Raw genomic sequence first — 23,984 nt, 5'->3', positions numbered from 1 at the left:
TCAGTGGACGGAGTTGTAGAAGAAGTAGAGGAGGAACGGCAGCATGACCCACATCCCGAGGTGGATCTCCTTGAACCGTCCCGCCACGGCCTTGATCAGCACGTAGGCGGTCAGCCCGGCGGCGATGCCGGTGCCGAAGTTGCCCCAGAACAGCGTGCAGGCCACCACGAGCGCCGCCGGGATCGCGTCGGTCGGGTCGGACATGTCGACCTTGCGGAGCCCGGCCAGCATCCCGAGCCCGATGAACACCAGCACGGGCGCGGTGACGGCCTGCGGGATCATGGTGGCGAGCGGGGTGAGCAGCAGCAGGACGGCGAACAGGCCGCCGGTGACGACGGAGGTCAGCCCGGTCCGGCCGCCGGAGTCCGAGCCCGCGGCCGACTCCAGGTAGGTGGTGACGCTCGGCCCGCCGATCGCCGAGCCGCCGATCACGCTGACCGAGTCGACGAGGAACGGCTTGTTGACGTTCGGGATCTCGCCCTTGTCGTTGGCGAGCCCGACCCGTTCGCCGACGGCGAGCACGACGCCGGTCGTGGAGAAGAACTCCGCCGCGAACAGGGCGAACAGGTAGGGCAGGTAGTCGGGCTTGAGCGCGCCGAGGATGTCGACCTCGAACCCGACCGGGCCGAGCCCGGCGGGCAGCTCGAACAGCGAGTCCGGCACCTTGGCCACGTCCAGCGGGATCGCGACGACGGTCAGCGCGACCATGGTGATCAGCAGCGCGCCGGGCACCTTGCGGGACGCGAGCGCGGTCACCACGACCAGGCCGCCGATCGCGAGCCAGGCCGAGTGCGAGCCGAGGTCGCCGAGCTTCATCCCCTTCGGCCCGAACTCGATCAGCCCGGCCGAGCGGAACCCGAGCATCGCGATGTAGAGCCCGATCGCCGCGCCGATCGACAGCCGCACCGAGTCGGGGATGACGCGGGTGACGAGCTGCCGGACGCCGAGCAGGGTCAGCGCCAGGAACGCCACGCCGGACCAGAACACCATGCCCATCGCGACCGGGTAGGGCACCTGGTCGTGCTGGATCAGCGTGACCGCGACGAGGGCGACGCCGCCGAGGCCCGGGGCGAGCACGAACGGCAGGTTGGCGTACAGGCCCATGAACAGCGTCGCCAGGACCACCGTGACGATCACGCCGGTGGTGGCCGCCGCGCGGGGCACCCCGGCGTCGGCGAGCATGCCGGGCACGACCACCACGACGTACGCCGCCGCGAGGAACATGCTGAGGCCCGCGACCACCTCGGTCCGGACCGAGGTGCCCCGCTCGCTCAGCTTGAAGAAGCGGTCGAGCGTCGAGGGCCGCGCGCGGCCCGGCGGGCTCGACGGGCCCCGCTGCCCGGCATCTGTGACCATCCATGCTCCTCAGAGGTGCAATCGCTTGCAGCAGGTGAGCTGCAAGCGCTTGCACGATAGGATACCGGCCGGAAGGGGGCAAGCGATGACGCGGCTGGACGACGTCGCACGTGAGGCGGGGGTGTCGGCCTCCACCGTGTCGCGCGCCCTGACCCGTCCCGGCATGGTCTCCGAGGCCACCCGGTCGCGGGTGCTGGCCACCGCCGAACGGCTCGGCTACCGGCACCATCCGGCCGCCCGCGCCCTCGCCACCGGCCGCGCCGGGCTGCTGGCCTTCGCCGTCGCCTCGCTCGCCAACCCGTTCCACGCCCCGATCATCGCGGGCGCGCAGGAGGCCGCCGAGGAGGCCGGGTCCGAGCTGATCGTCGTGGTGACCGACGGGTCGGCCGCCCGCGAGGAGGCCCTGTTCGAACGGCTCGCCGACCGGGTGGACGGCTTCGCCGCCGTCGGCCCCGCCGCGCCCGCGGCCCGGCTCGCCGAGGCCGCCCGGCGGCTCCCGCTGGTCACCCTCAACCGGCGGGTCCGCGGCGTCAGCTCGGTGGTCATCGACACCCCGGGCGGGATGGCCGGGCTCGGCGCCCACCTCGCCGCCCTCGGCCACGCGCGCGTCGCGTACCTGGGCGGCCCCGAGGGGTCGTGGCTGGACCGGCGGCGCCTGCGCGAGCTGCGGCGGGCCATGCCGGACGCCGAGATCGCCGCCTCGGGGCCGTACCCGCCCGAGTTCGACGCCGGGACCCGGGCGTTCGACGCCGTCGCGGCCTCCGGCTGCACCGCCGTCGTCGCCTACAGCAGCACGGTCCTGCTCGGCCTGCTGCACCGGATGACCATGAAGGGCCTGCGCGCCCCCGGCGACCTCAGCCTCGCCTGCGCCGACGACCTGTCGGCGGCGGGCCTCGCCATGCCGGACGTCACGGCGCTGCGCGTGCCGGGCGCCGAGGCGGGCCGCCTCGCGGTGGAGCGCCTGCTGGACCTGGCGCGCTCAAGCCGTCCGGGGACGCCCGCCCACCAGACCCTCGGCGTGACGCTCCTCCCCCGCGCCTCCACGGCCGCGCCGGGACGGGGCGCCGGGACGGGGCGCCGCCGGGGTGATCGGGAGCGCGCCCGGCCCGTAGAGTGAGCGGATGGACTCTCCGACCCGCGTGCTGATCGTGGACGACGACGCGCTCGTCCGGGCGGGCCTGTCGATGATGCTGGCCGGGGCGGAGGACCTGGAGGTCGTCGCGGACGTCGCCGACGGCGCGGAGGTCGTCCCGGCGGTCAACGAGCACCGGCCGGACGTGGTGCTCATGGACATCCGGATGCCGCGCCTGGACGGCCTCGCCGCGACCGAGCGGCTGCGCGCGCGCCGGGAGCCCCCCGAGATCATCATCCTGACCACGTTCGACACCGACGACCACATCCTGCGGGCGATGCGGGCGGGGGCGAGCGGGTTCCTGCTCAAGCACACCCCGCCCGCGGAGATCGTCCGCGCGATCCGGCAGGTGGCGTCCGGGGAGCCGATGATGTCGCCCGCCGTGCTGCGCAAGATGATGACCTACGTCGCCGACACCGGCGTCGATCCGCGCCGCGAGCGGGCCCGCGAGCTGCTCGGGCGGCTGAGCGAGGGCGAGCGCGCGGTCGCGGCGCTCGTCGGCCGGGGCCGCACCAACAGCGAGATCGGCCGCGAGCTGTCGCTGAGCGTCGCGACCGTCAAGGCGTACGTGTCGCGGCTGCTGACCAAGCTGGAGCTCAACAACCGCGTGCAGATCGCGCTGCTCGTCCACGACGCGGGGACCGCCGACCCGGCGGGGTGAGCCCGCGGGCGCCCCGGCCCCGCCGACCGTCCGGTCCCGCCGTGCCGTACGGCCCCGCCGACCGTCCGGTCCCGCCGTGCCGTACGGGATGGCCTTTCGGCCCGGGGCGCTTCGACTTCGGTCGCGGCGGCGCCGACCATCGGCCGACGCGGCGGGCCCTCCGCGCTTGCGACGCTGGATGCATGATCAGTGTTGAACGCCTGACGAAGCGCTACGGAGAGGTCGACGCGGTCCGGGACGTGACGTTCCGGTGCGAGCCCGGCACCGTGACCGGCTTCCTCGGCCCGAACGGGGCCGGGAAGTCGACCACGATGCGGATGATCTGCGGGCTGACGCCGCCGACGGCCGGGAGCGCCACCGTGAAGGGCGTGCCGTACCGGAGGATCGCCAATCCGGGGCGGCACGTCGGGGTGCTGCTCGACGCCGCGGCGCAGCACGCGGGCCGCACGGGGCGGGAGACGCTGGCGCTGACCGCGCGGATCCTCGGGGTGGAGCAGGACCGGGTGAAGCGGTCCCTGGACACGGTCGGGCTGTCGCCGAAGGCGGCCGGGCGCCGGGTCGGCGGCTACTCGCTCGGGATGCGGCAGCGGCTCGGGATCGCGCAGGCGCTGATCGGCGACCCGAGCGTGCTGATCCTGGACGAGCCCGCGAACGGCCTGGACCCCGAGGGGATCTTCTGGATGCGGGGCTGCTGCGCGACTTCGCCGACCGGGGCGGGACGGTGCTGCTCTCGTCCCACCTGCTGCGGGAGGTCGAGGCGGTCGCGGACCGGTTCGTGGTCATCGCGAACGGCCGGGTGGCCGCCGAGGGGACCAAGGACGACCTGCTGTCGGGCCCGGCGGGGACGCTGGTGCGGGCGCTGGATCCGGGGGCGCTGGCCGCCGCGCTGGCCGCGGCCGGGCTGGGGCCCGCCCGGCGGAGGGCGGCGCGCTCGTCGTGGACGGGACGCCGGAGGCGGTGGGACGGGCCGCCGCCGCGGCGGGCGCCGTCCTGCTGGAGCTGCGCCAAGCCGGCGGGGGCGGCCTGGAGGAGCTGTTCCTGTCCCTCACCGCGCCGCCCGCACCCGCCGCGCCGCCCGCAGCGAACGGCTCGGCCGCCGCGGCCCCCGTCCCGGCCCGGATCGCCACGGAGAAGGAGGACGTCCGATGACCGCGCCGACCGCCCAGGCGACCGCGCCGGGCGCGCTGCTCGACCCGCCCCGGCCGCCGCTCGGACGGCTCGTCGCCGTCGAGCTGCGCAAGATGACCGACACCCGCGCGGGGCGCTGGCTGCTGGTCCTCATCGGGCTGACGGCCGTCGCGATGATGCCGGTCGTGCTGTTCGCGATGGACGAGGAGGAGCAGTCGCTGCGGGAGATGTTCGTGGCGTCGCAGACCGGGGTCGCGCTGCTGCTGCCGGTCCTCGGCATCCTCGCGGTGACGGGCGAGTGGTCGCAGCGGACCGCGCTGACGACGTTCGCGCTGGTGCCCGAGCGCGAGCGGGTGCTCGCCGCCAAGCTGCTGGCCGGGGCGGGCCTGGCGGCGGCGTTCGCGGCGTTCGGCGGCGCGGTGGCGGTGCTGGCCCGCGCGGTCGGCGGCGCGGCCGGGCTGTCGGGCGGGAGCTGGTCGCTGCCGCCTTCGCTGTTCGCCACGGCCGTGCTGTTCGCGGTGGTCACGCTGGCGATCGGCGTGGCGTTCGGGATGCTGTTCATGAACCCGGCCGTCTCGATCGTGCTGTACTTCCTGCTGCCCACGCTCTGGAGCACGCTCGGCGAGATGATCGACAGGCTGAAGGGCCCGGCGGGCTGGCTCGACACCAACCAGACGTTGAACGTGCTGTACGAGACGGGCGTCAGCGGTGAGGAGTGGGCCCGCGTCGGGACGTCCCTGGCGGTGTGGCTGCTGGTCCCCCTCGCGGCGGGCGCGGTCCGGCTCGCCCGCCGCGAGGTGAAGTAGCGGGCCTCAGCCGTCCGCCCCCTCGCGCGCCGCGGCCCCGGGCCGGTCGGGCTCCCCGCCCGGCCGGCCGGGGCCGCGTTCGGCGAGGGGGACGTGCCTGAGCAGGAGGGCGGCGGCGAGCCCGACGGCCAGCAGCGGCAGCGACGCGGCGAACAGCACCGAGAACGCGTGCGCGAACGCCTCGGCGACGCCGTCCCGGACCGGCGCGGGAAGGGTGCGCAGCACCTCCGGCCGGACGGCGTCGTCGAACGAGGGCACCCGTCCGGCCGGGACCCGCTTCCCGACCTCGGCCGCGAACCGGCCGGAGACGATCGAGCCGAACACCGCCATCCCGGCCGCGGTCCCGACCATCCGGGCGGCGAACACGCCCGAGCTGGCCGCGCCGAGGTCGCGCGGCGGCGCGGAGTTCTGCGCGACGAGCAGGACGACCTGCTGCGACAGGCCGGCGCCGAAACCGAGGACCGCCATGAACGCCCCGGCGGCGACCAGGCCCGTCCCGGTGTCCATGGTGGCGAGCAGCGCGACCCCGGCGGCGCTGACCGCCATGCTCGCGGCGGGCAGCCGGTGGTAGCGGCCGGTCCGGGCGATGCGCCGCCCGGCGAGCGACGAGGACGCCAGCAGCGCCGCCATCATCGGCAGCAGGAGCAGGCCCGACTCGGTGGCGCCCGCGCCCCCGACGACCTGGAAGAACATGGGCAGGTACGTGGCGAGGCCGAAGCCCGTCGCGCCGCCGACGGCCGCGACCGCGCACGCGATCGCGAACGAGCGGTCGCGGAACAGCCGGGGCGGGATCACCGGCTCGGCCGCGCGCCGTTCGGCGAGGAGCCACAGCGCGAGCAGGACGGCGGTCGCAGCGGCGAGGCCGAGCGTCTCGGCCGAGGCCCACGCGTACCGTCCGCCCGCCCAGCTCGTCAGCAGGGTGAAGCAGGTGACCGCGCCGCCGAGCAGGACGATGCCGGGGTAGTCGACCCGGGGCCGCCCCTTCGGCTTCGGCAGCCGCAGGAACAGCAGGGTGGTCGCGAGCGCGGCGAGCCCGAGCGGCAGGTTGAGGTAGAAGGCCCACCGCCAGGACGCGTGGTCGGTGAGGAGGCCGCCGACGAGCGGGCCCGCGACGCTGGACACGGCGAAGACGATCGCCGAGTAGCCCTGGTAGCGCGCCCGCTCCCGCGGCTCGAACAGCTCGCCGGTGAGCGCGAACATCGAGCTGAGCAGGCAGCCCGCGCCCGCGCCCTGGACCACGCGGAACGCGATCAGCAGCGTCATCGTCGGCGCCGCGCCGCACGCCGCCGACCCCGCGAGGAACGCGGCGAGGCCGGCGAGCAGCACGGGCCTGCGGCCGAACAGGTCGCCCAGCCGTCCCGACAGGGGGACGGCGACGCTGGTCGCGAGGACGTAGGCGGTGGAGACCCAGGCGAGCCGGTCCAGGCCGCCGAGGTCGCCGACGATCGTCGGCAGCGCCGTGCCGAGGACGGTCGCGTCCAGGGACGACATCAGCCCCGCGAGCAGCAGCCCGCCGAACACCAGCAGCCGCTCGCGCCGTCCCATGGGCACGTTCATGTGCGCTCCTCACTTAGCTGACTAAAGCATTTAGATGCTAAGAGCACACACATGTGGAACGCAACCGTCCCGCTAGACTCGGCGGCATGGACGACCCGGTGACCGCCGTGGAGCGGAACATGGTCCGGCTGCGCCGCGGGATGTCGCGGCAGCGGCTCGGGAAGGCGGCGCTGCGCGAGCACCACCTCCCCGTGGACCTCCAGATCCTGCATCTGGTGGACGTGATCGACGAGGGCCCGGACGGCCCCGGCCAGGAGATGAGCGTCGGCCTCGTCGCCGCCCGCCTCGGCGTCGACGCGTCCCGGGGCAGCCGGATCGTCGCCGAGGCCGTGAAGTCCGGCTACGTCCGCCGGGTCGCCTCGCAGGAGGACGGCCGCCGGATCCGCCTGGAGCTGACCGACGAGGGCCGCGGCGTCGTCGAGGCCGCCCGGGTGACGCGGCACCGGCACATCGCCGAGGCGCTCGACGGCTGGACCGCCGAGGAGCGCCGCGAGTTCGCCCGCCTGCTCGACCGGTTCCTGGACGGCTTCGCCGGCTGAGGTTTGACCTTGCCCCTGGGGCAGAGCCCAGCATCGGAGGCGTCCCCCACGAGGAGGAACGCATGGGACTGCTGACGATCGGCGCGTTCGCGAGGGCGGCACGGCTGTCGCCGAAGGCGCTGCGCCTCTACGACGACCTCGGGCTGCTCTCCCCCGCGCGCGTCGATCCGGCGTCCGGGTACCGGCTGTACGACCCGGCGCAGCTCGAACGGGCCCGCCTGGTCGCCTGGCTGCGCCGCCTCGGCATGCCCCTCGCCCGCATCCGGGCGGTCTGCGACCTGCCGGCCGCGAAGGCGGCGGAGGAGGTCCGGGCGTACTGGGCGGACGTCGAGGCCGGCACCGCCGCCCGCCGCGATCTCGCCGCGTTCCTCGTCGACCACCTGGCGAGGAAGGAGACCCACGTGACCGCGCAGCTCCGGCTCGACCACGCCGCCCGCACCGACACCGGGCTCGTCCGCGAGTCCAACCAGGACTGCGCCCGCGCGGGCGACGGCCTCCTGGCCGTCGCCGACGGCTTCGGCCCCGGCGGCGCCGCCGCGAGCGCCGCCGCCGTCCACGCCCTGACGGGCCTGGACACCGCGTCGGGCGACCTGCTGAACGTCCTGGACGAGGCCGTCGAGCAGGCCGCCCGCGCCGTCCGCGAGGCCGCGGCCTCCGGCGGCACCACCCTGACCGCCCTGCTGTGGACGGGCTCGCGGTTCGCGCTCGTCCACGTCGGCGACTCCCGCGCGTACCTGCTGCGCGAGGGGAGCTTCTTCCAGATCACCCACGACCACACGCTCGTCCAGGCGATGGTGGACGAGGGCCGCATCGCGCCCGAGGAGGCGGACGCGCATCCCGACCGCGCCCTGCTGTCCCGGGCGCTGGGCGGCGGCGCGGTCTCCCCCGACATCCGCCTGCACGACGTCCTGCCGGGCGACCGCTACCTGCTGTGCACCGACGGCCTGTCCGCGGTCGTCCCCCGGGACGAGATCGAGTCAGCGCTGGCGTCGGCCCCGACCCCCGACGACGCGGCCGACGCCCTCGTCGCGCTGGCCACCGGCCACGGCGCCCCCGACAACGTGAGCTGCGTCGTCGCCGACGCGGCCCCGGCGGATCAGCGTGAGACGGGCACGCGCCGTCCGCGGACCAGCAGGCGGAGCACCCACGCCTGGACGAGGCCGACGCCGGTCGTCGCGACGAAGAACACCGCCATGTCGAACGGCCGGGGCAGCTCCCCCGCCATCTCGGTCAAGGCCAGGGCGACGGCCGACAGGGGCAGCGTCGCGAAGACGAGCCAGATCCCGATGAAGCCGGGGTCTTCGGCGAACATGAGCACCGCGGCGACCATCACGGTGACGGCGATCACCATCCCGGCGTACAGGCCGGGAAGGATGATCCCGAACCAACCTGAACTGCGGCGTGCCGCGACTGCGGAAAGACGAGCGAACATGACTCCATGGTCGCCGTCGCCGCAGGTCGTCCGCCTGAGTACCCGTACTCAACCCGTCCGAGTAGCCGCGCCCGGGCTGGTCTGTCGGACGCCGCTGCTACCAATGGCGCCATGCGCGACGACGGCGAGGCAGAGGTCGAACGGTTCGGATGGGTCCACGACGCCATCGGCGACGCCGCGTGCGTCACGATGGTCGAGTCGGACGACCCCGGCGCGGTGGCCCGCGCCTTCGGCGGCGTCCTCGACCAGGCGTGGGACGGCTCCCTGGGAGAGCTGCACGACGACGGAGGCGTGACCCGCCAGGTCGCCGTGCGCCGCGTCGGCGACGGCGACGGCGGCCTGGTCATCGGGATCGAGATCAACGGCTACCAGGGCTCGCTGCCGGAGGTCGTGCGCCGCGTCGCCGAGCACGGGCGGGCCGTCAGCGCGTTCTGGAACATCGACAGGAACACGAGCTTCTGCCACGGCGCGGACGGCCGCCTGCTGACCACCTTCGACGTGATGGCCCCGGACGGGCGGCACGGCGACGCGCCCGACTGTCTGGAAGGGCTCCGGGCGGGCCTCCCCTGGGATGACGGCGACTGGATCCAACTGATGTTCGCGCTGTCCGCCCGCGTGCTCGGGCGGCCGTTCGAGCGCGCATGGCTGGACGAGGACTTCACGATCGTCCCGATCCTGACGTGGCCGGACGACGTACGCGACGAGATCCAGCCCGAGTACGACTCGCTGACGTACGACGAGCCGACGATGGCCTACGCGCTGCGCACGTCCGGCGCGGCGGCCCTGAGACGCGCCGCTCGCGCCGCCGCGTCGTACGCGGCGGGCGTCGCGGGCCTGGCCGACGACCCCATGGTCCTCAACGGCCTGAACGGGCGCGGCGCCGGCGACCTCCTCGCGCTCGAACGGAGCCTCAGCGGCCAGGACGAGGAGGCCCGCCCCCGCGCCGTACGGGCCGTCCGGGCGCTCGCGGCCTCCGATCCGCTCGCGGCCGCGCACCAGGCGATCGACTCCGCCCGTTCCACGGTGCGGGCCGAGCGCGGCGACCTCCCGCCGCTGCGGGGCGCGGTCCTGTCGGCGCTCGGCGATCCCGCCCCGCCCGCCGGCTCCCGCGGCCTCGCGGCAGGCGACGGCGCGCCGCTCGAACGGTACGGCTGGCTGGCCCGCCACTGGCTCGCGCCGTCCGGCCGCGTCACCTACATCCGGACATCCGACCTCGCCGCCGTCGCCCGCGCCTGCGGCGTCGACGCGCGCCGGGCGCCCACCGGACCCGCCGCCCTGAGCGACGCCCCGGCGGCGGCCATCCGCCAGGAGGGCGACTGGACCATCGTCGTCGAATCCCACCCCTCGTCGGTGATCACACCGGAGGCCCGTCGCCGGCTGTCGGAGAGCACGATGGTCGTGCACGCCGACTGGTGCGCCAGAAGCATGCCGATCTTCTACTACCTGGTGGGCGGCACGCCGCTGACGGTCCTGCGGCCTCCCGGAGTCGATGACGCGTCCGGAGAGGCGCCCCGTGCGCTGCGCCAGGAGATCTCCGACGTGGGCGGGGCTCCCGAGGGCAGGAACGGCACGTACCAGGGCATGTGGATGCTGGCGCTCGCCGAGCGGATCACCGGCGTGCCGCTGACGCCCGGATCGCTCGACCTGCCCCACCTGCTGACGGTCACGCCAGGTGACGGCGGAGGCTCGGCGGGGTAACAGATGTCGCGTTCGAGTGGCGCGAGGGGATCCGCGACCTGCACAATGCCCCGCATGCCCCGCAATGAAGATCATGTCCGGACCCGGCGCCGCGTCCTGCGTTCCGGGACGACGGTGGAGGACGTCGACGCGTTCGCGCAGGACCGCGAGTGGCCCATGGCGGACGTCATCGAGCGCGACCGGGCGGCCGGGACCGACGGCAGGGTCACCTGGCGGGCCGGGGACGGCGTGGCGCTGGTGTACGTCGAGGACGCGCTGTTCGGGATCGGCTGCTACACCTTCGACGGCGACCCCGGCGAGCTGGCGGCGCTGGCGGACAAGGCGCTGGAGCCGTGGTCGGTCGAGGAGCTGTGCGCGCAGCTCGACGAGGCGCCGGACGCCAAGGCGCGGGGCCAGCGGGTGCTGCGGCTGGGGCTGGCGGCGCCCGTACGGCACGACGCGGAGGTCTTCGCGCGCATCGCGGCGACCTTGAACGACACCGACCCGCGCGTCCGCTACGCGGCGCTGTACGCGGCCTCGTTCACCGGCTACGGCGAATTCGCTCCGCTTGTGCGGAGGATGGCGCAGAACGACCCCGAGCAGTTCATCCGCGACCGGGCCGCCCGCCGCTGACCCCGGCCGCCGCCCCGCTCCCCGAGCAAGGCCCAGGCCGGGCGTGGTCCCCGGTCCTGGGCCTTGCTCGTTCCGCGGGCCGGTCAGCGGCAGGCGGTCAACAGTAGGCCGTCACCAGGTGACGGACAGGCTGGAGAAGCCCCGGATGAGCAGGCCCTTCTTCCAGTGCAGGGCGGCGTCGTCGGCGCTGATGCGCAGGGCGGGGAAGCGGGTCAGGAGCGTGTGCACGGCGATCTGGAGTTCGGCGCGGGCGAGCTGGGCGCCCAGGCAGAAGTGGACGCCGTGGCCGAAGGCGATGTGCGGGTTGCTCTCCCGCGTCACGTCCAGGTCGTGGGGGTTGTCGAAGACGGCCTCGTCGTGGTTGGCCGAGTTGATGGACGGGACGACGGAGTCGCCCGCCTTGATGGTGACGCCGGAGAGTTCGACGTCCTCGGTCGCCACGCGGGGGATGCCGCTCACCGCGCCGAGGGGGGTGTGCCGCAGGAGCTCCTCCACCGCGTTCGGGATGAGGGCGGGGTCGGCGCGCAGGGCGGCGAGCTGGCCGGGGTTGCGGGCCAGCATGTAGGTGAAGTTGGCGATCTGCGTCGCCGCGGTCTCGTGGCCGGTGACGAGGAGGCCGACGGAGAACTCGACGAGCTCCTGCTCGGAGAGGCGGTCCTCCTGGTCGCGGGCCCGGATGAGGCCGCTCAGCATGTCGTCGCGGGGCGCGGCCCGGCGCGCCTCGATCAGGCCCGCCAGGTACAGGTTGAGCTCCTTGACCGCCGCGAAGATCTCCTCGGGCGGCAGCGCCGTCGTGGACAGCAGGGCGTCCGACAGCTCGCGGAAGCGCCCGTGGTCGGCGTAGGGGACGCCGAGCAGCTCGCAGATGACGGTGACCGGCAGCGGGAGCGCGAACATGGTGACCAGGTCGGCGGGCGGGCCGTGCTCCAGCATGGCGTCGGCGAGCCCCTCGGCGATCTCGGTGATGCGGGGGCGCAGCGCCTGCACGCGGGCGCCGGTGAACGCCTTGGAGACCAGGCTGCGGATGCGGGTGTGCTCCGGCGGGTCCATGCTCATGACCCCGGCGGGGAACAGCGGCTGCGGGGTGAAGCGCGGGCCGTCGGGGTTCCTGGTCGTCTCGCGGCTGCTGAAGCGCGGGTCGGTGAGGACCTCGCGGACGTCGGCGTGCCGGGTGACCAGCCACGCCTCGCCGCCGAACGGGAGCCGGACGCGGACGACCGGGCAGGTCGCGCGCGCTTCGGCGTACTCGGGCTCCAGGGCGAGGCTCGTTCCGTCTCCGAACGGGTAGTCCACGGTGTCTCCTTCTCAGTCGGTGGGGGCGAGGGCCGTGCCGTCCGCCGCGCGCACCCGGATCGCCTCCATGGGGCACGCGTCGGCGACGGACAGCAGCAGCGGGTCGGGGGCGGCGGACGGGTTCCGGGGTACCGAGCGGCCCTCGACGAGGGCGAAGTGGGCGGGGGCGGTGCCGACGCACACGCCGCTGGCGATGCAGTCCGGGGTCACCTCGACGTGCCAGGGGCCGTTCATGCCGCGACCTTCTCCACGACCGGCGCGGCGGGCGCGGGGACGTCGCGGAGCCGCCACATCCCGGCCGTGTAGACGCCGTCCACGACGAGGATCGCCACGTACAGGAAGGGCAGCAGGACCGAGTGGTCGTACACCGGGGCGGGCGGGTAGAGGAAGACGCCCAGCGCCGCCAGCCCGGTCCCGGCCATCTTGCTCAGCGCGATCCCGAGCGACTGGCCCGCGGCGGAGCGGCGGGCGTTCAGCATCGCCAGGAAGAGTCCCGACATGACGAGGTTCTGCACGAACGAGGCGCGGACCCCGAAGACGTCGTCGAACTCCTTGTTGAGCAGGACGATGGTGGGGCCGGTGACGGCGAGGACGAGCGCGAACATCGCGTAGAAGCCGGCCCGGGGCAGCCAGTCGAACTGGCGCGGCCCGTAGCGCAGCGTCTGCGCGAGGATGACCAGGTCGAAGACCAGCCAGACGAAGTTGACCACGAACTGCGCGGCCAGCTTGACCGGGTCCTCGTGCGGCGGCAGCTCCACCAGGGTGTACCAGAACTCCCAGGTGAGGTTGGCCGACAGCGCCACCAGCGGCACGCCGTAGACCTTGTCCCGCCGCGACCGCAGGATGATCAGGATGTAGGCCAGGGTCCACATCAGTCCGGCGAGGGACTGGATGACGATGCCGGTCATCGCTGGGCACCTCCGGGGCGTGCGGCCCGCGCGGCCTCGCGGCCGAGGGCGAGCGCGTAGCCGATGATCTGCGCGGCGGCGGGCCGCCGCTGGGCGGGGGCGGGGATCTCGTTGTCGTCGCACACGACGTCGATGAGGTACGGGCGGCGGGCCACGCGGGCGACGCGCAGCGCGTTGCGCAGCCCGGCCATGGTGGTGACGCGCTCGGCGGCCAGGCCGTACGCGCGGGCCGCCTCGGCGAGGTCGCCGTTGTGCAGCGCCGACCCGTACTCGGGCCAGCCCATGATCTCCTGCTCGAACCGGATCGCGCCGAGCCGCCCGTTGTCGAAGACCACCACGGTCACGGGCAGGTCCAGGTCGGCCAGCGTGCCGAGCTCGCTGAGCGTCACCGCGAGGCCGCCGTCGCCGACCGCGGTGAGCACCGGCCGGTCCGCGCCGGGCGCGAGGGCCGCGGCGGCGGGCACCGCGAACCCCATGGTGGCGAACGAGCTGGTCCACACGAAGTCCTGGCGGCCCGTGAGGTACCGGTAGATCCACAGGGTGGTCAGCCCGACGTCCACGGTGACGAGCGGCGCGGGGCCGCCGCCGGCGAACCGGTCGGCCAGCTCCATGGCGAGCGCGGACGGCCGGATCGGGCGGCTCGGCCGGGTGGGGATGCGGCTGCGCCGTCGCCGCGTCGCCAGGTAGCGGGCGTGCCGGGCGCGGGCGAAGCCGAGGTGCTCGCCTCCGGGGGACGCGGCGGCGCCGAGCCGTTCGGTGAGCGCCTGCGCGGTGTGCCTGGCGGTGCCGTGCAGGGGCAGGCCGGCGCGGGAGGCGTTGGCGAGCCGGCCGAGGTCGTGGTCCACCTGGATCAGGTGGTGGTCGCCGGGCAGGTCGAAGGCCGAGGCGCCGCGCCGGGAGATCCCGAACGCGACGACCACGTCCGCCTCGTCCAGGGTCTCGGCCGCGCTCTGGTGGCCGGACGAGCCGATCGCCCCGGCGTGGTGGGCGTGGTCGTCGGGCAGGACGCCGCGTCCGGGCATGGTGGTCACCACCGGAGCGCCCAGCGCCGCGGCGAGTTCGCCGATCTCGGTGGTGGCGCCGCGCCCGCCGCGCCCGATGAGGATGACGGGGCGGCGGGCCGCGGCGAGCAGCGCGGCGGCGCGGTCGAGGTCGGGGCGGCGGGCAGGACGGGCGACGGCGCGGGCGGTCTGGGACCGGGCACCGGTCCGTCCGCCGGACGGTCCAGGACGGCGGGGTCGATCTCGATGTGGACGGGCTGCCCGGCCGCCGCCGTGCGCAGCGCGTGCACGGCGGCGGCGAGCGTCCCCGGGGCGCCGTCCAGCCGCAGTGTGCGCGCGGCCCCGGCCAGCAGCAGGGTGCCGTCGACCACGGCGCCGGGCGTTCCCAGCACGACGACGGGCGCGTGGTCGTAGGCGGCGTCGTAGAGGCCGTTGAGCTGGAGCACGGTGTCGGCGTCGGGGCCGGTCAGGCACAGGGCGGGGCGGCCGGTGTGCTTGGCGAGGGCCGAGGCCGCCATCGCGGCGGACTCGGTGTTGCGAACGGCCCGTACGGTGATGCCCGCCGCCTTGCACAGCCCGGCCAGCGGCTCGGTGGCCGGAGTGGGGCGGACGAACGCCGCGGCGGCGTCCAGCTCGGCCAGGACCTCGGCGAGCGCCGTCCCGACTGAGGGGCCGTCCGGCGTCCCGGTGGGAGCATCGGCGGCGGCGCGGGCGGCGGCGCGGCGGGGCGCGCTGAGAGTGGTGGTGTCGCGGCGCGGCTCGGCGCCGAGGAGGGCCTCGCCCGAGACGTGGATCAGTTCGGGGCCGCCGGGCGCGGCCGTCAGGGCCCCTTCCAGGGCGGACGGCGTGGCGGCCGCGGCGGTCGCCAGCCCCGCCGCGGCGGCGAGGCGCCGCACGTCGGTGCGCCGGTCGTCCGCCACGCAGATCAGCGAGACCGGGACGCGGTAGCGGCACAGCGTCAGCAGCTCGCCGGCGAAGTCCTGGAGGGCGGTGTCCGTGGTGACCGCGACGGTGCGGCGGCCGGGACGCGCGAACGCGGCGCCGATCGCGGCGGGCAGCGCGCTGCCCGCGACCCGCAGCCCGAAGGACGAGGTCAGCAGCCGTTCGCGGACCGGCAGGGCCCTGAGCGCCCCGTCCAGCGGACGTCCCGGCTCCAGGGCGACCACGGCGTCGGCGGGCAGGGCCCGGTCGATGACCTGCCAGAGCGGCGCGGGGGAGCGCCGTCGCGCAGGTCGCCGACGGCGCCCAGCAGCCCGCCGGTCCGTTCGCCCGGCGGCGCCAGCTCGCGGAGCTGCCGGAGGATCTCGGCGGGCTCGCCGAGCAGCCGGATCCAGCCGTCCGGTCCGGGCCGCGCGCGTTCGGCGCCCTCGGCGACCTGGACGACGTCGTGGCCGTCGGTCAGCTCGCGGGCCGAGGCGCTGCACGCGCCGACCAGCAGCACCCGCCCGCATCCGCGCAGGGCCCGCACGCAGTCGGCCACGCGCTCGTGCAGCACCGGCAGCGCGGGCCCGTCGGGCAGCGCCGCGAAGTAGCGGTACCCCTCGGGCAGCACCAGCACCGGTGCGCCCAGGTGCTCGGCGAGCGCCTCGATGGGGCCCGCCTCCCGAGCGGTGACCGCACCGACGATCACGGCGGTCGGCGCGGTGCCGAGCAGGTCGGCGACCCCGCCGAGCAGTGCCTTGTCGGCGGCGCTCCCCGCGCCGGGAAGGCTCCGCGCCCGCGGGACGGCCGCCCCGCGCAGCGGCGCGGCGAACACGTCGGACGGGCAGGCGAGGTGGGCGGGGCCGCGGCGCAGCGCCGCCTCGGCCAGGGCGCGGTGCACCATCGGGATCTGGCCCGGGGCCCCGATCGACCGGTTGTAGACGGTGGTCTGCGCCATCAGCGCCACCGGGTCGATCTCCTGGAACGAGTCCATGCCGACCTGCTCGACGGGGACCTGGCCCGAGAGCGCCAGCAGGGGTGCGCGGTCGGCGTGCGCCTCGAAGACGCCGAGCGGCAGGTGGGTGGCGCCCGGTCCGGCGGTGCCGACGCAGACGCCCGGGACGCCGGTGAGCTTGCCGTACGTGGCGGCCATCAGCGCGCCCGCGCCCTCGTGCCGTACGCCGACGAGGCGGATGCGGCCGTCTCGGCGCAGCGCGTCGACGAACGCGTTGAGCGATTCGGCGGGCATGCCGAACACGGTGGTGACGCCCGCGTCGGCGAGGGCGGCGACCGCGGCGTCGGCGAAGCGGCGCCGGCCGGCCAGCTCGCTGTAGATGTGGCGGTTGACCTGCATGCTCGATCAGTCCTCCGGTCGGGTGGCGACGTGCGCGTAGGCGATGCCGCCGGTCAGGGGCGTCCGGGCGTAGCGGACGAGGCCCGCTCCGGCCAGCAGGTCGCGGATCGCGTCCGGGCCCCGGTACGTGGTGATCTCCTCGCGCAGGTGGCGGTAGCCGTCCAGGCCGCGGGCCCGGCCGAGCAGGCCCATCACGCCGAGGCCGCCCAGGTAGGCCGACCGCAGCAGCGGCTGCTCGGGGACGCCGAGCTCCAGCAGGACGAGCCGTCCGCCCGGCCGCAGCACGCGCGCCATCTCGGCGGCGCAGCGGTTCCGGTCGTCCATGTCGTCGATGGCGAACGCGACGGTGACGGCGTCGAACGACGCGTCGGGGAAGGGCAGCTCCTCCCCCGGCGCGCGTTCCAGGGAGACCCGGCCGATGAGCCCGCGCCGGGTCACCTTCCGTTCGGCCACCGCGAGCATCGCCGCGTTGATGTCGCAGCCGGTGACGCGGACGCCGGGGTGCCGCTCGGCGAGCGTGACGGCGAGGCTGCCCGTGCCGGTCGCCACGTCCAGCACCCGGCTTCCGGGCTCGGCGGCCGCCAGGCGGGCGGCGGTGCGCCTCCAGCGCCGGTCCGATCCGGCGCTCAGCAGCGAGTTGAACAGGTCGTAGCGGGGGCGACGCGGTCGAACAGCGCCTGCGGTGTGGCGGGACGGCGGCCCGGGGCGGGCCGCGCGGCGGCGGGGCGCCGCGCGGCGGGAGGCTCGTCGGCGGCGGTCGGACGCTCCATGGCGGAGGGCTCCTTGTCGGGGGTCGGAGGCGGGGCGGCGGCGTCGGCGTCGCGGCGCGAGTCCATCGCGAGCAGGTCGCTGCCGGCGATGAGCACGGCGCCGGCGACGATCACGGCGACGCTGCTCCAGTGCGGCTCCTGGAGCAGCAGGATGGTCGCGAGGAACGCGCTGGACATCGCCATGTCGCTGCGCAGGAGGGCGTTGGCCGCGGCGGCGTCGCGGGCCCGTACGAGACGGAGCCCCTGGTAGGCCGCCACGAGCGTCCAGGGCATGGCCCAGAGCACCCGCGCCGGGGAGGCCCCGGCGACCACCAGGACCGGCAGGCAGAGGTAGACCGCGACGGTGGCGGCGGCGGCGCACCGGGCCGCGGCGCGGCGGGACGCGAACAGCGTCGCGGAGGTGCGCAGCCCGGCGGCGCGGTCGCCGTCGTAGTCCGGGACGTTCTTCACCAGGCCCTTCGCCACGAACCAGGCGAGCAGGAAGGCGAGCATCGTCCAGGCGGCCCGGTCCGGGACGCGCACGTCCCCGATGCCGACGAACCAGCCGATCAGGAACGGTCCGATGACGGCCTGGGCGAAGACGTACAGGCCGAGGAGCGGGCGCGCCTTGAGCCGGAGCGGGCGGAAGGAGTACTGGTGCAGGGCCGCGAGGCCGACCAGGGTGAAGGCGGCGAAGGCGAGGCCGTGGAGGGCCGCGAGCGCGAGCATGAGCACGTTGAGCGCGACGAGCGTCCAGGCCAGGCGGCGCAGGCCGAGCCGGTACAGCGTCCACATGCGTCCCGGCAGGTTGCGGCTGTCCTCCTCCACGTCGGTGTAGGTGTTGTGCAGGTTGGCCGAGAACCCGACCAGCAGCGCCAGCAGCGCGGCGGGCAGGGCGCGGGCCGGGGAGACGGGGGCGTGGCCGAGGCCGAGCGCGAACGCGACCAGGCCGGGCACGCAGGTCCGGGGCCGGCCGAGCGTGACGATCAGCCGGGCGGCGGCGGCCGGCGGGGCCGTCCCGCCGCCGCGGCGGACGGCCGCGACCTGCTGGGGCGGGCGCAGGGCGTGGAACCGCCGCGCGGTGAGGGGCGCCGGAGGCGCCTGGGCCGTGGGAGCCGAGGTCATCGCGGGCCGCCCCTCAGTAGGTCCGGCCTGCGAGGCAGGTCACCAGCTCCGACAGCATCGCGTGGCCCGCCGGAGTGAGCGCGCCCGCGGCCGCCGACAGCGCCCCGGCCGCGTGCCGGGTCTGCTCGGCGACGGCCGCCCGGGCGTAGGCGGGGCCGCCGGAGGCGAGGACCTCCCCGAGAACGTCCTGGACCGCTCCATCACCGGCGTCCTCGCGCAGCGCGGCCAGCGGGCCCGCCAGCCGCGGGCGCTCCCGCACCGCGTGCAGCACCGGGAGGGTGAACACGCCCTCGACCAGGTCGTGCCCGGCCGGCTTGCCGAGCCGGTACGCCGGGCCGGTGAGGTCGAGCAGGTCGTCGACGAGCTGGTAGGCCAGCCCGAGATGGTGCCCGTAGTCCGCCAGCGCCTGCTCGGCGGCGGCGTCCACGCCCGCGGCCATCGCGCCGAGGCGGCAGGCGGCCGACAGCAGCGCGGCGGTCTTGCCGGTGATCGCCTCGTAGTAGGCGTCCTCGGTGCGGGCCGGGTCGAACAGCGTCGCGGACTCGCGGGCCTGCCCCTCGCAGAGCCGGACGAACGTCGCGCAGCCGAGCGCGCCCTCCCGCGGCCCGAGGTCGCCGGCCACCGCCAGCGCGCGGGCCAGCAGGAAGTCGCCGGCCAGCACCGCCCGGATGTTGCCCTCGCGGACGTTGACGGTGGGCGCGCCGTGCCGGACGTCCGCCTCGTCCATCACGTCGTCGTGCACCAGGCTCGCCAGGTGCAGCAGCTCGGCGACCGCGCCGCCCCGGACCGCCCGCTCGCACACCTCCTCCCGCGCGGGTCTCCCGGGGGCGGCGCCGTCCGGCGCGCAGCACCAGGTCGCGTACGCGGTGGCCAGGGCGAGCAGCGGGCGGAGCCGCTTGCCGCCCGCCACCACCGGCGCGACCGCCTCGGTGATCAGTCCGTCGGCCGCGGCGCTCTGGTCGGCCAGCAGGTCCAGGCAGGCGCGCAGGTCGGACTCCCACCGCCCGGTCGTGACGCAGCCGGCCACCAGCCGGTGCGGCGCGGTGCCGAGCAGCCGCGAGAGCTGCGCCTCGGGCCCGGCGGCCGTGAGCAATGCATCCATGACTCCCCTCGAACAAGACGGGTCCAGTCGGTCCACAACAGCCGGACATTACGTCGAAGAATTGCTGGTCGTCAGCCTTCTGGCAAGTACCGGACGACTTTCCTAATTTGAAATGCAAAATGAATATAATCGCGCGCACGGATAACATGCATAAACGACTTCCGTACACTCGCCCAAGGGAGATCATTTTCTTCCTTGACCCTGGCGCGCACGGCATGAACAGTGGGAATGCTCCGTTCACCACGCTTTACCGAGCGTACACACACGACTCCGAGGAGGAGTGGGCCATGAAACTCAGCGCACTGGAGGAGCTCCGAACCGCCCGTGGGCTCGACCGGAGCATGGCACCCGCGATGCGCGAACTCAGTGCCCGTTCGGGCCCGGTCGCGCAATTCGGGTTCGGGCCGCTCAAGGTAACGTTCCTCTTCGGCCCGGAGGCCAATGAATTCCTTTTCTCCAATGCGCGGAAGTTCCGCTGGCGGGGCGGTTTCGAGTCGCTGGTGCCGCTGGCCGGCGAGACCGCGCTGCTGGTCAGCGACGGGCCCGGCCACGACCGGCGGCGCGGCCTGGTGCAGCCCGCCTTCACCCGCGAGCCGGTGGCCGGATACCTGGACGTCCTGCTGGGAGAGCTCGACGCGACGCTCGATTCATGGCGTCCAGGACAGCAGGTGGATCTTTACTCGACCTTCCGCGCGATGGTGCGGGCCTCCACCGTCCGCGGGTTCTTCGGGCCCGCCCTGGCCGCGGAGCACGCCGCGCTCGGCGCCGACCTGGAGGACGCGCTCCACCTGCTGAACTTCTCGCCGCCCCGGCAGCAGCTGCTCCAGGCCGTCCCCAACCCGGTGCGCCGGCGCGCGCGGGACGCCATCGCGCGCATCGACCGGCGGGTGCGCGCGGAGATCGCCCGGCGCCGTTCCGCCGCCGACCCCGGCGGCGACGTCCTCGGCGTCCTGCTCGCGCACGGCGAGGGCGCCATGACCGACACCGAGCTGCGCGACATGGTGGTCAGCCTGATCGTGGCCAGCTACGACACGACCAGCGCCGCGCTCTCCTGGGCGGTGTACGCGCTGTGGTCGGACGGCGCCGCCTTGGGCAAGGCCGCCGAGCAGGTCGCCGAACGCCTCGGCGGCCGCCCGCCGGTGCTCGGCGTCCTGCGCGAGCTGCCCTACCTGGACTGGGTGACGTCCGAGACGCTGCGCCTCTACCCGCCCGCGATGGCCGGCGCCCGCACCGCCGCGGAGGACTTCGCCTTCGCCGGGCACCGCGTCCGGGCCGGGGACATGGTGGTCTACAGCCAGTACGTCACGCACCGGCTCCCGCGCATCTGGACCGACCCGGACACGTTCTGGCCCGAGCGCTGGGACCGGAGCCGTCCGGGCTACCGGCACCCGTCCAGCTACGAGTACCTGCCCTTCGGCGTCGGCGCGCGCCGCTGCATCGGCTCCAACCTCGCCCGCGCCGAGGTCGCCGCCGTCCTGGCCCGCCTCCTCCAGCGCACCGAGCTGACCCTGCTGTCCCGCGACGTCGAGCCCACCGGCTTCACGGCGATGTACCCGAAGGGCGGGATGACCGTCCGCGTGGACGGCGTGAGGACCCCACTCCCGACCCCCTGAGCACCCCGGACACGCGGCCGGCGACGTCCATGTCGCGAACCCGCCGGACCCCGGCGGGCCGCGCTGCTGCACTTGAACGCATGGTCAGAAGCTGGTGCGCCGTCGTGGCGCTGACGACGGGGTTCTTCTCGATCGTCACCACCGAGATCCTCCCGATCGGCTTGCTGACGTCGATCGGGTCCGACTTCTCTGTCTCGGACGGGACGGCGGGCCTGATGATGACGATGCCCGGGCTCCTGGCGGCGGTCGCGGCCCCGGCCGTCACGGTCGCGACCGCCCGGTTCGACCGGCGGACGATGCTGTGCGCGTTCATGGCGCTGCTCACCCTGGCGAACGTGCTCGTCGTCGTGGCCCCGGCGTTCTGGGCCGTACTGCTGTCGCGGGTGCTCGTCGGGGTGACGATCGGCGGGTTCTGGTCGGTCGGCGCGGGGCTCGGCGGCCGTCTCGTGGCGAACGGGCCCCGCGCGACGTCGATCGTCTTCTCCGCCGTCCCGCTCGGCTCCGTCCTCGGCGTCCCAGCGGGAACCCTGATCGGCGACCTGGCGGGCTGGCGCGCCGCGTTCGCCGTGATGGCCGCCCTCAGCGCGGCGGTCCTCGTCGCACTCGCCGCACTCCTGCCCCCGCTGCCGCCGCAACACGCCACCCGCCCGCACGTGCTCACCGGGCTGCTGCGCCTCCAGGGCGTACGGGCCGGACTGCTCGTGACGTTCCTGATCGTGCTCGCCCATTTCGGGACCTACACCTACGTGACGCCGTTCCTCCAAGACGTCACGCACGCAAGCCCGACGACCATCACGGCGCTGCTGCTGGTGTACGGCGCGGCCGGAATCATCGGCAACTTCGCCGCAGGCCCACGCGCCGCCCGCCACCCACGCGCCACCTTCGCAACCGCCGCCGCCCTCCTAGCGGTCGCAACACTTCTCCTGCCCGTACTGGGCCGCTGGCACTTGGCCGCGTTCGCGCTCCTCCCCTTGTGGGGCATCGCGTACGGGGCGGTGCCGGTGTGCTCGCAAACCTGGTTCGCGAAGGCGGCCCCCCACACCCCGGAAGCCGCCTCAGTGATCTTCACCGCGTCGTTCCAGGCGACCCTGTCCCTCGGCGCCCTGACCGGCGGCGCCGCCCTGGACCACACGTCCCCGTCCATCCTGATGCTGCTGGGCGCGGCAACAGCCACCCTCACAGTCGCGGCCATATCCACCCGTCGCCCCGAACGCCCGCGCAGCCCCCTACCGGCCGAACCCCACCACCACGATCACGCGGTCTGACGCCCGTCGCGCTTGAGCACGCCCAGGAGCGCTCGCCACTCCCCCGCCGAGAACGCCAGCACGGGACCGTCCGGATCCTTCGAGTCCCGCGCCAGCACACCGGTGCCCAGACCCGCGACCTCCACACACTGGGTCTGGCCGCCTCCGCTGTAACTGCTTTTGCGCCAGCGGGTGGTTGAGAAATCGTTCTCGCTCATACGTCGGACGATAGCCGTTCGATCAAGTCTCGGGATCTGATTTCCGGGAGGGCGATCTCGCGGAGGCGGTCCATCGCCAGGTGGTAGTGCTCGACGTCCGAGGGCTCGTCCACGTACCAACTGCGGGTCAGGCTGTCCATCGCGACGACCTCCAGCAGCGCATCGGGACCGATGCCGATGATGGTGAACGATCCGTCGACCGCGGGATGGCCGCCGGCCGAGAATGGCACGATCTGAAGCTCGACATGCGGCAGTTCCGCCATCTCCAGCAACTTGGCGTACTGGCACCTCATGACGGATGGGCCTCCCATCTGGACGTGCAGCGCGGCCTCTCCCAGCACGGCGGAGATCCTGGGCGGGTTCGGCCGGTCGTGAAGCGCCTGCCGCATCATCCGGAACTCGACGTCGGCCTCGGCGTTGTGCGGCCTGCGCAGAGCGAGACCTGAACTGCTGATGACCGCACGGGCGTAGTCCTCGGTCTGGAAAAGCCCGGGAACCAGTTGTGCTTCGAAGTTTCGCAGGAAGACGGCTTCGGATTCGAGCGCCGCGTAGTCGACGATGCCGGGTTCCAGACGTTCGTCGAAGTCGTGCCACCAGCCGTCCTGGCGGCCCTGGGAGGCGAGCGAGAGGAGACGGTCGCGTACCAACTGGTCGGTGACGCCGTACTCGTTGAGGATGTGTTTGAGGTCGCGGGGGCGGATGGCGCGGTGGCCGTTCTCGTACGAGCTGAGCGAAGCCTGGGAGTAGTCGAGCAGGCGACCTGCCGCGCGTTGCGTGAGGCCGAGGTCCACCCGAAAGCGGCGCAACGCTTCGCCGATCCTCCTCCGGCGGTACGTCAGCCGAACGTCGTCGTCTCGCATGCGCACGAGACTGTCACGCCAAGTAGCCGTTCGGTGATTTTCCGTGGAAGTTAGAAGTATTCGTTTTTGAACACATCAGCCGGTCCACGGATCGCGGGTGAATACATCCAACCTCCCCGGAAAGCGTTGAGGGGGTCACGGAGCGCGACGACGCTGGCGGGGACTTCGAACGGAGGGATCGGCGATGGCAGACATGACGGTGCTCGCCGTGCTGACGCTGCCGGGGGTGGCGCGCTCGGCGCCGTACGCCCGGCGGTTCCTGCACGACACCCTGGTGCCGGGGCATCTCGGGCCGCGTGACGAACTGCTGGACGACCTCGTTCTCGTCGTGGACGAGTTCGTGGGGAACGGCATCCGGCACACCGCGTCCGGCAGAGGCGGCAAGGTGACGATCTCGCTGCTGCGCGGGCAGGGCCTGCTGCGGGCGGAGGTGACCGACGACGGGGCGGACGGCGCGCGGCCCGTCCTGCGCGAACATCCGCAGGACGAGAGCGGGCGGGGGCTGCACATCGTGGAGGCCGTCGCGACGCGGTGGGGGCACCGGCCGGACGGAGCGTGCACCACGGTGTGGGCCGAGTTCGCGGTGGACGCGGCTGCCGGCCGTCCGGAACCGGCGGCCCACACCGCCGCGAACGGCCTGCCGCGACCTTGACCGGGCGCGCCGATACTTCGACG

Annotated in this window: 23 protein-coding genes and 1 pseudogene; 10 read left to right on the top strand and 14 right to left on the bottom strand. The window is 74.5% G+C overall.

All coding sequences use genetic code 11. The annotated features are described in order from the left end of the window. Nucleotides 1–1,356 carry an NCS2 family permease gene (locus GEV43_RS37405; RefSeq protein ID WP_160825448.1) on the bottom strand — a complete coding sequence of 452 codons (1,356 nt, stop codon included), beginning with the start codon at nt 1,354–1,356 and terminating at the stop codon, nt 1–3. A gap of 85 nt (nt 1,357–1,441) precedes the next feature. Between GEV43_RS37405 and GEV43_RS37400 the strand changes: the two genes are divergently transcribed. The 3 genes from GEV43_RS37400 to GEV43_RS52130 all read left to right on the top strand — a co-directional run bounded on the left by GEV43_RS37400 (nt 1,442) and on the right by GEV43_RS52130 (nt 5,083). Then, nucleotides 1,442–2,473, top strand: coding sequence for a LacI family DNA-binding transcriptional regulator (locus GEV43_RS37400; protein WP_160825447.1), 1,032 nt, complete (start codon nt 1,442–1,444; stop codon nt 2,471–2,473). Nucleotides 2,474–2,477: 4 nt separating this feature from the next. Continuing rightward, nucleotides 2,478–3,149 carry a response regulator transcription factor gene (locus GEV43_RS37395; RefSeq protein ID WP_160825446.1) on the top strand — a complete coding sequence of 224 codons (672 nt, stop codon included), beginning with the start codon at nt 2,478–2,480 and terminating at the stop codon, nt 3,147–3,149. Nucleotides 3,150–3,331: 182 nt separating this feature from the next. Next, nucleotides 3,332–5,083, top strand: a complete 1,752-nt coding sequence (locus tag GEV43_RS52130) for an ATP-binding cassette domain-containing protein (RefSeq protein WP_241684184.1) — start codon at nt 3,332–3,334, stop codon at nt 5,081–5,083. Between the two features lie 6 nt (nt 5,084–5,089). On the opposite strand, the gene GEV43_RS37380 is transcribed toward GEV43_RS52130, so the two are convergent. Next, nucleotides 5,090–6,640, bottom strand: coding sequence for an MDR family MFS transporter (locus GEV43_RS37380; RefSeq protein WP_160825444.1), 1,551 nt, complete (start codon nt 6,638–6,640; stop codon nt 5,090–5,092). Between the two features lie 86 nt (nt 6,641–6,726). Between GEV43_RS37380 and GEV43_RS37375 the strand changes: the two genes are divergently transcribed. Beyond that, nucleotides 6,727–7,179: a MarR family winged helix-turn-helix transcriptional regulator gene (locus GEV43_RS37375; protein WP_160825443.1), complete on the top strand. Its 453-nt coding sequence runs from the start codon at nt 6,727–6,729 to the stop codon at nt 7,177–7,179. Between the two features lie 62 nt (nt 7,180–7,241). Beyond that, a pseudogene (locus tag GEV43_RS56675) lies at nt 7,242–8,126 on the top strand (MerR family transcriptional regulator); the annotation flags it as partial. A gap of 149 nt (nt 8,127–8,275) precedes the next feature. Here the strand turns inward: GEV43_RS56675 and GEV43_RS56670 are convergent. After that, nucleotides 8,276–8,509 carry an SCO4225 family membrane protein gene (locus GEV43_RS56670; RefSeq protein WP_375539138.1) on the bottom strand — a complete coding sequence of 78 codons (234 nt, stop codon included), beginning with the start codon at nt 8,507–8,509 and terminating at the stop codon, nt 8,276–8,278. Between the two features lie 213 nt (nt 8,510–8,722). Between GEV43_RS56670 and GEV43_RS52125 the strand changes: the two genes are divergently transcribed. Both GEV43_RS52125 and GEV43_RS37360 read left to right on the top strand, forming a co-directional pair. After that, nucleotides 8,723–10,309, top strand: coding sequence for a DUF6461 domain-containing protein (locus tag GEV43_RS52125; RefSeq protein ID WP_160825442.1), 1,587 nt, complete (start codon nt 8,723–8,725; stop codon nt 10,307–10,309). Between the two features lie 54 nt (nt 10,310–10,363). Continuing rightward, nucleotides 10,364–10,921, top strand: coding sequence for a HEAT repeat domain-containing protein (locus GEV43_RS37360; protein ID WP_160825441.1), 558 nt, complete (start codon nt 10,364–10,366; stop codon nt 10,919–10,921). A 111-nt stretch (nt 10,922–11,032) separates the two neighbouring features. Here GEV43_RS37360 and GEV43_RS37355 read toward each other — a convergent pair whose 3' ends face one another. The 9 genes from GEV43_RS37355 to GEV43_RS37315 are packed head-to-tail and all read right to left on the bottom strand — an operon-like array spanning nt 11,033 to nt 19,374. Further along, nucleotides 11,033–12,214 (bottom strand): cytochrome P450, encoded by a 1,182-nt coding sequence (locus GEV43_RS37355; RefSeq protein ID WP_160825440.1) that lies wholly within the window; start codon nt 12,212–12,214, stop codon nt 11,033–11,035. A 12-nt stretch (nt 12,215–12,226) separates the two neighbouring features. After that, nucleotides 12,227–12,448 carry a ferredoxin gene (locus GEV43_RS37350; protein WP_160825439.1) on the bottom strand — a complete coding sequence of 74 codons (222 nt, stop codon included), beginning with the start codon at nt 12,446–12,448 and terminating at the stop codon, nt 12,227–12,229. Continuing rightward, nucleotides 12,445–13,122, bottom strand: coding sequence for a hypothetical protein (locus tag GEV43_RS37345; RefSeq protein WP_160825438.1), 678 nt, complete (start codon nt 13,120–13,122; stop codon nt 12,445–12,447). The genes GEV43_RS37350 and GEV43_RS37345 overlap by 4 nt, the downstream gene beginning before the upstream one ends. Beyond that, nucleotides 13,119–14,222, bottom strand: coding sequence for a thiamine pyrophosphate-dependent enzyme (locus tag GEV43_RS52120; protein WP_309240236.1), 1,104 nt, complete (start codon nt 14,220–14,222; stop codon nt 13,119–13,121). The genes GEV43_RS37345 and GEV43_RS52120 overlap by 4 nt, the downstream gene beginning before the upstream one ends. After that, complete coding sequence (locus GEV43_RS37335) at nt 14,150–15,289, bottom strand: thiamine pyrophosphate-dependent enzyme (protein WP_160825436.1); 1,140 nt, start codon at nt 15,287–15,289, stop codon at nt 14,150–14,152. Before GEV43_RS37335 ends, GEV43_RS52120 begins: the two co-directional genes overlap by 73 nt. After that, on the bottom strand, nt 15,217–16,398 hold the full coding sequence (locus tag GEV43_RS37330; protein ID WP_160825435.1) for a thiamine pyrophosphate-binding protein: 1,182 nt from the start codon (nt 16,396–16,398) through the stop codon (nt 15,217–15,219). The genes GEV43_RS37335 and GEV43_RS37330 overlap by 73 nt, the downstream gene beginning before the upstream one ends. Before the next feature lie 6 nt (nt 16,399–16,404). Continuing rightward, complete coding sequence (locus GEV43_RS37325) at nt 16,405–17,028, bottom strand: class I SAM-dependent methyltransferase (protein WP_241684330.1); 624 nt, start codon at nt 17,026–17,028, stop codon at nt 16,405–16,407. Beyond that, the gene (locus GEV43_RS37320; protein WP_160825434.1) at nt 17,025–18,272 is read right to left on the bottom strand and encodes a UbiA family prenyltransferase; all 1,248 of its coding nucleotides are present in this window, start codon (nt 18,270–18,272) and stop codon (nt 17,025–17,027) included. Before GEV43_RS37320 ends, GEV43_RS37325 begins: the two co-directional genes overlap by 4 nt. A gap of 13 nt (nt 18,273–18,285) precedes the next feature. Further along, nucleotides 18,286–19,374 carry a polyprenyl synthetase family protein gene (locus GEV43_RS37315; protein ID WP_160825433.1) on the bottom strand — a complete coding sequence of 363 codons (1,089 nt, stop codon included), beginning with the start codon at nt 19,372–19,374 and terminating at the stop codon, nt 18,286–18,288. Nucleotides 19,375–19,661: 287 nt separating this feature from the next. Between GEV43_RS37315 and GEV43_RS37310 the strand changes: the two genes are divergently transcribed. Both GEV43_RS37310 and GEV43_RS37305 read left to right on the top strand, forming a co-directional pair. Further along, entirely contained in the window at nt 19,662–20,987 is a 1,326-nt protein-coding gene (locus tag GEV43_RS37310; protein ID WP_160825432.1) for a cytochrome P450, read from the top strand. An 80-nt stretch (nt 20,988–21,067) separates the two neighbouring features. Then, nucleotides 21,068–22,252 carry an MFS transporter gene (locus tag GEV43_RS37305; protein WP_241684183.1) on the top strand — a complete coding sequence of 395 codons (1,185 nt, stop codon included), beginning with the start codon at nt 21,068–21,070 and terminating at the stop codon, nt 22,250–22,252. On the opposite strand, the gene GEV43_RS37300 is transcribed toward GEV43_RS37305, so the two are convergent. Further along, complete coding sequence (locus tag GEV43_RS37300; RefSeq protein WP_160825430.1) at nt 22,240–22,449, bottom strand: DUF397 domain-containing protein; 210 nt, start codon at nt 22,447–22,449, stop codon at nt 22,240–22,242. The two genes, GEV43_RS37305 and GEV43_RS37300, sit on opposite strands and share 13 nt — an antisense overlap. Beyond that, nucleotides 22,446–23,309 (bottom strand): helix-turn-helix transcriptional regulator, encoded by an 864-nt coding sequence (locus tag GEV43_RS37295; RefSeq protein ID WP_160825429.1) that lies wholly within the window; start codon nt 23,307–23,309, stop codon nt 22,446–22,448. The genes GEV43_RS37300 and GEV43_RS37295 overlap by 4 nt, the downstream gene beginning before the upstream one ends. Nucleotides 23,310–23,493: 184 nt before the next feature. Here GEV43_RS37295 and GEV43_RS37290 point away from each other — a divergent pair, with 184 nt between their 5' ends. Next, nucleotides 23,494–23,961 carry an ATP-binding protein gene (locus GEV43_RS37290; RefSeq protein WP_160825428.1) on the top strand — a complete coding sequence of 156 codons (468 nt, stop codon included), beginning with the start codon at nt 23,494–23,496 and terminating at the stop codon, nt 23,959–23,961. Nucleotides 23,962–23,984: the final 23 nt, after the last annotated feature.

Origin of the sequence: Actinomadura sp. J1-007 (assembly GCF_009793335.1) — a bacterium.
Classification (GTDB): Bacteria; Actinomycetota; Actinomycetes; order Streptosporangiales; family Streptosporangiaceae; genus Spirillospora; species Spirillospora yumaensis.
Note: the sequence above shows the minus strand (reverse complement) of the source record. Positions and strands in the feature narration are given on the sequence as shown.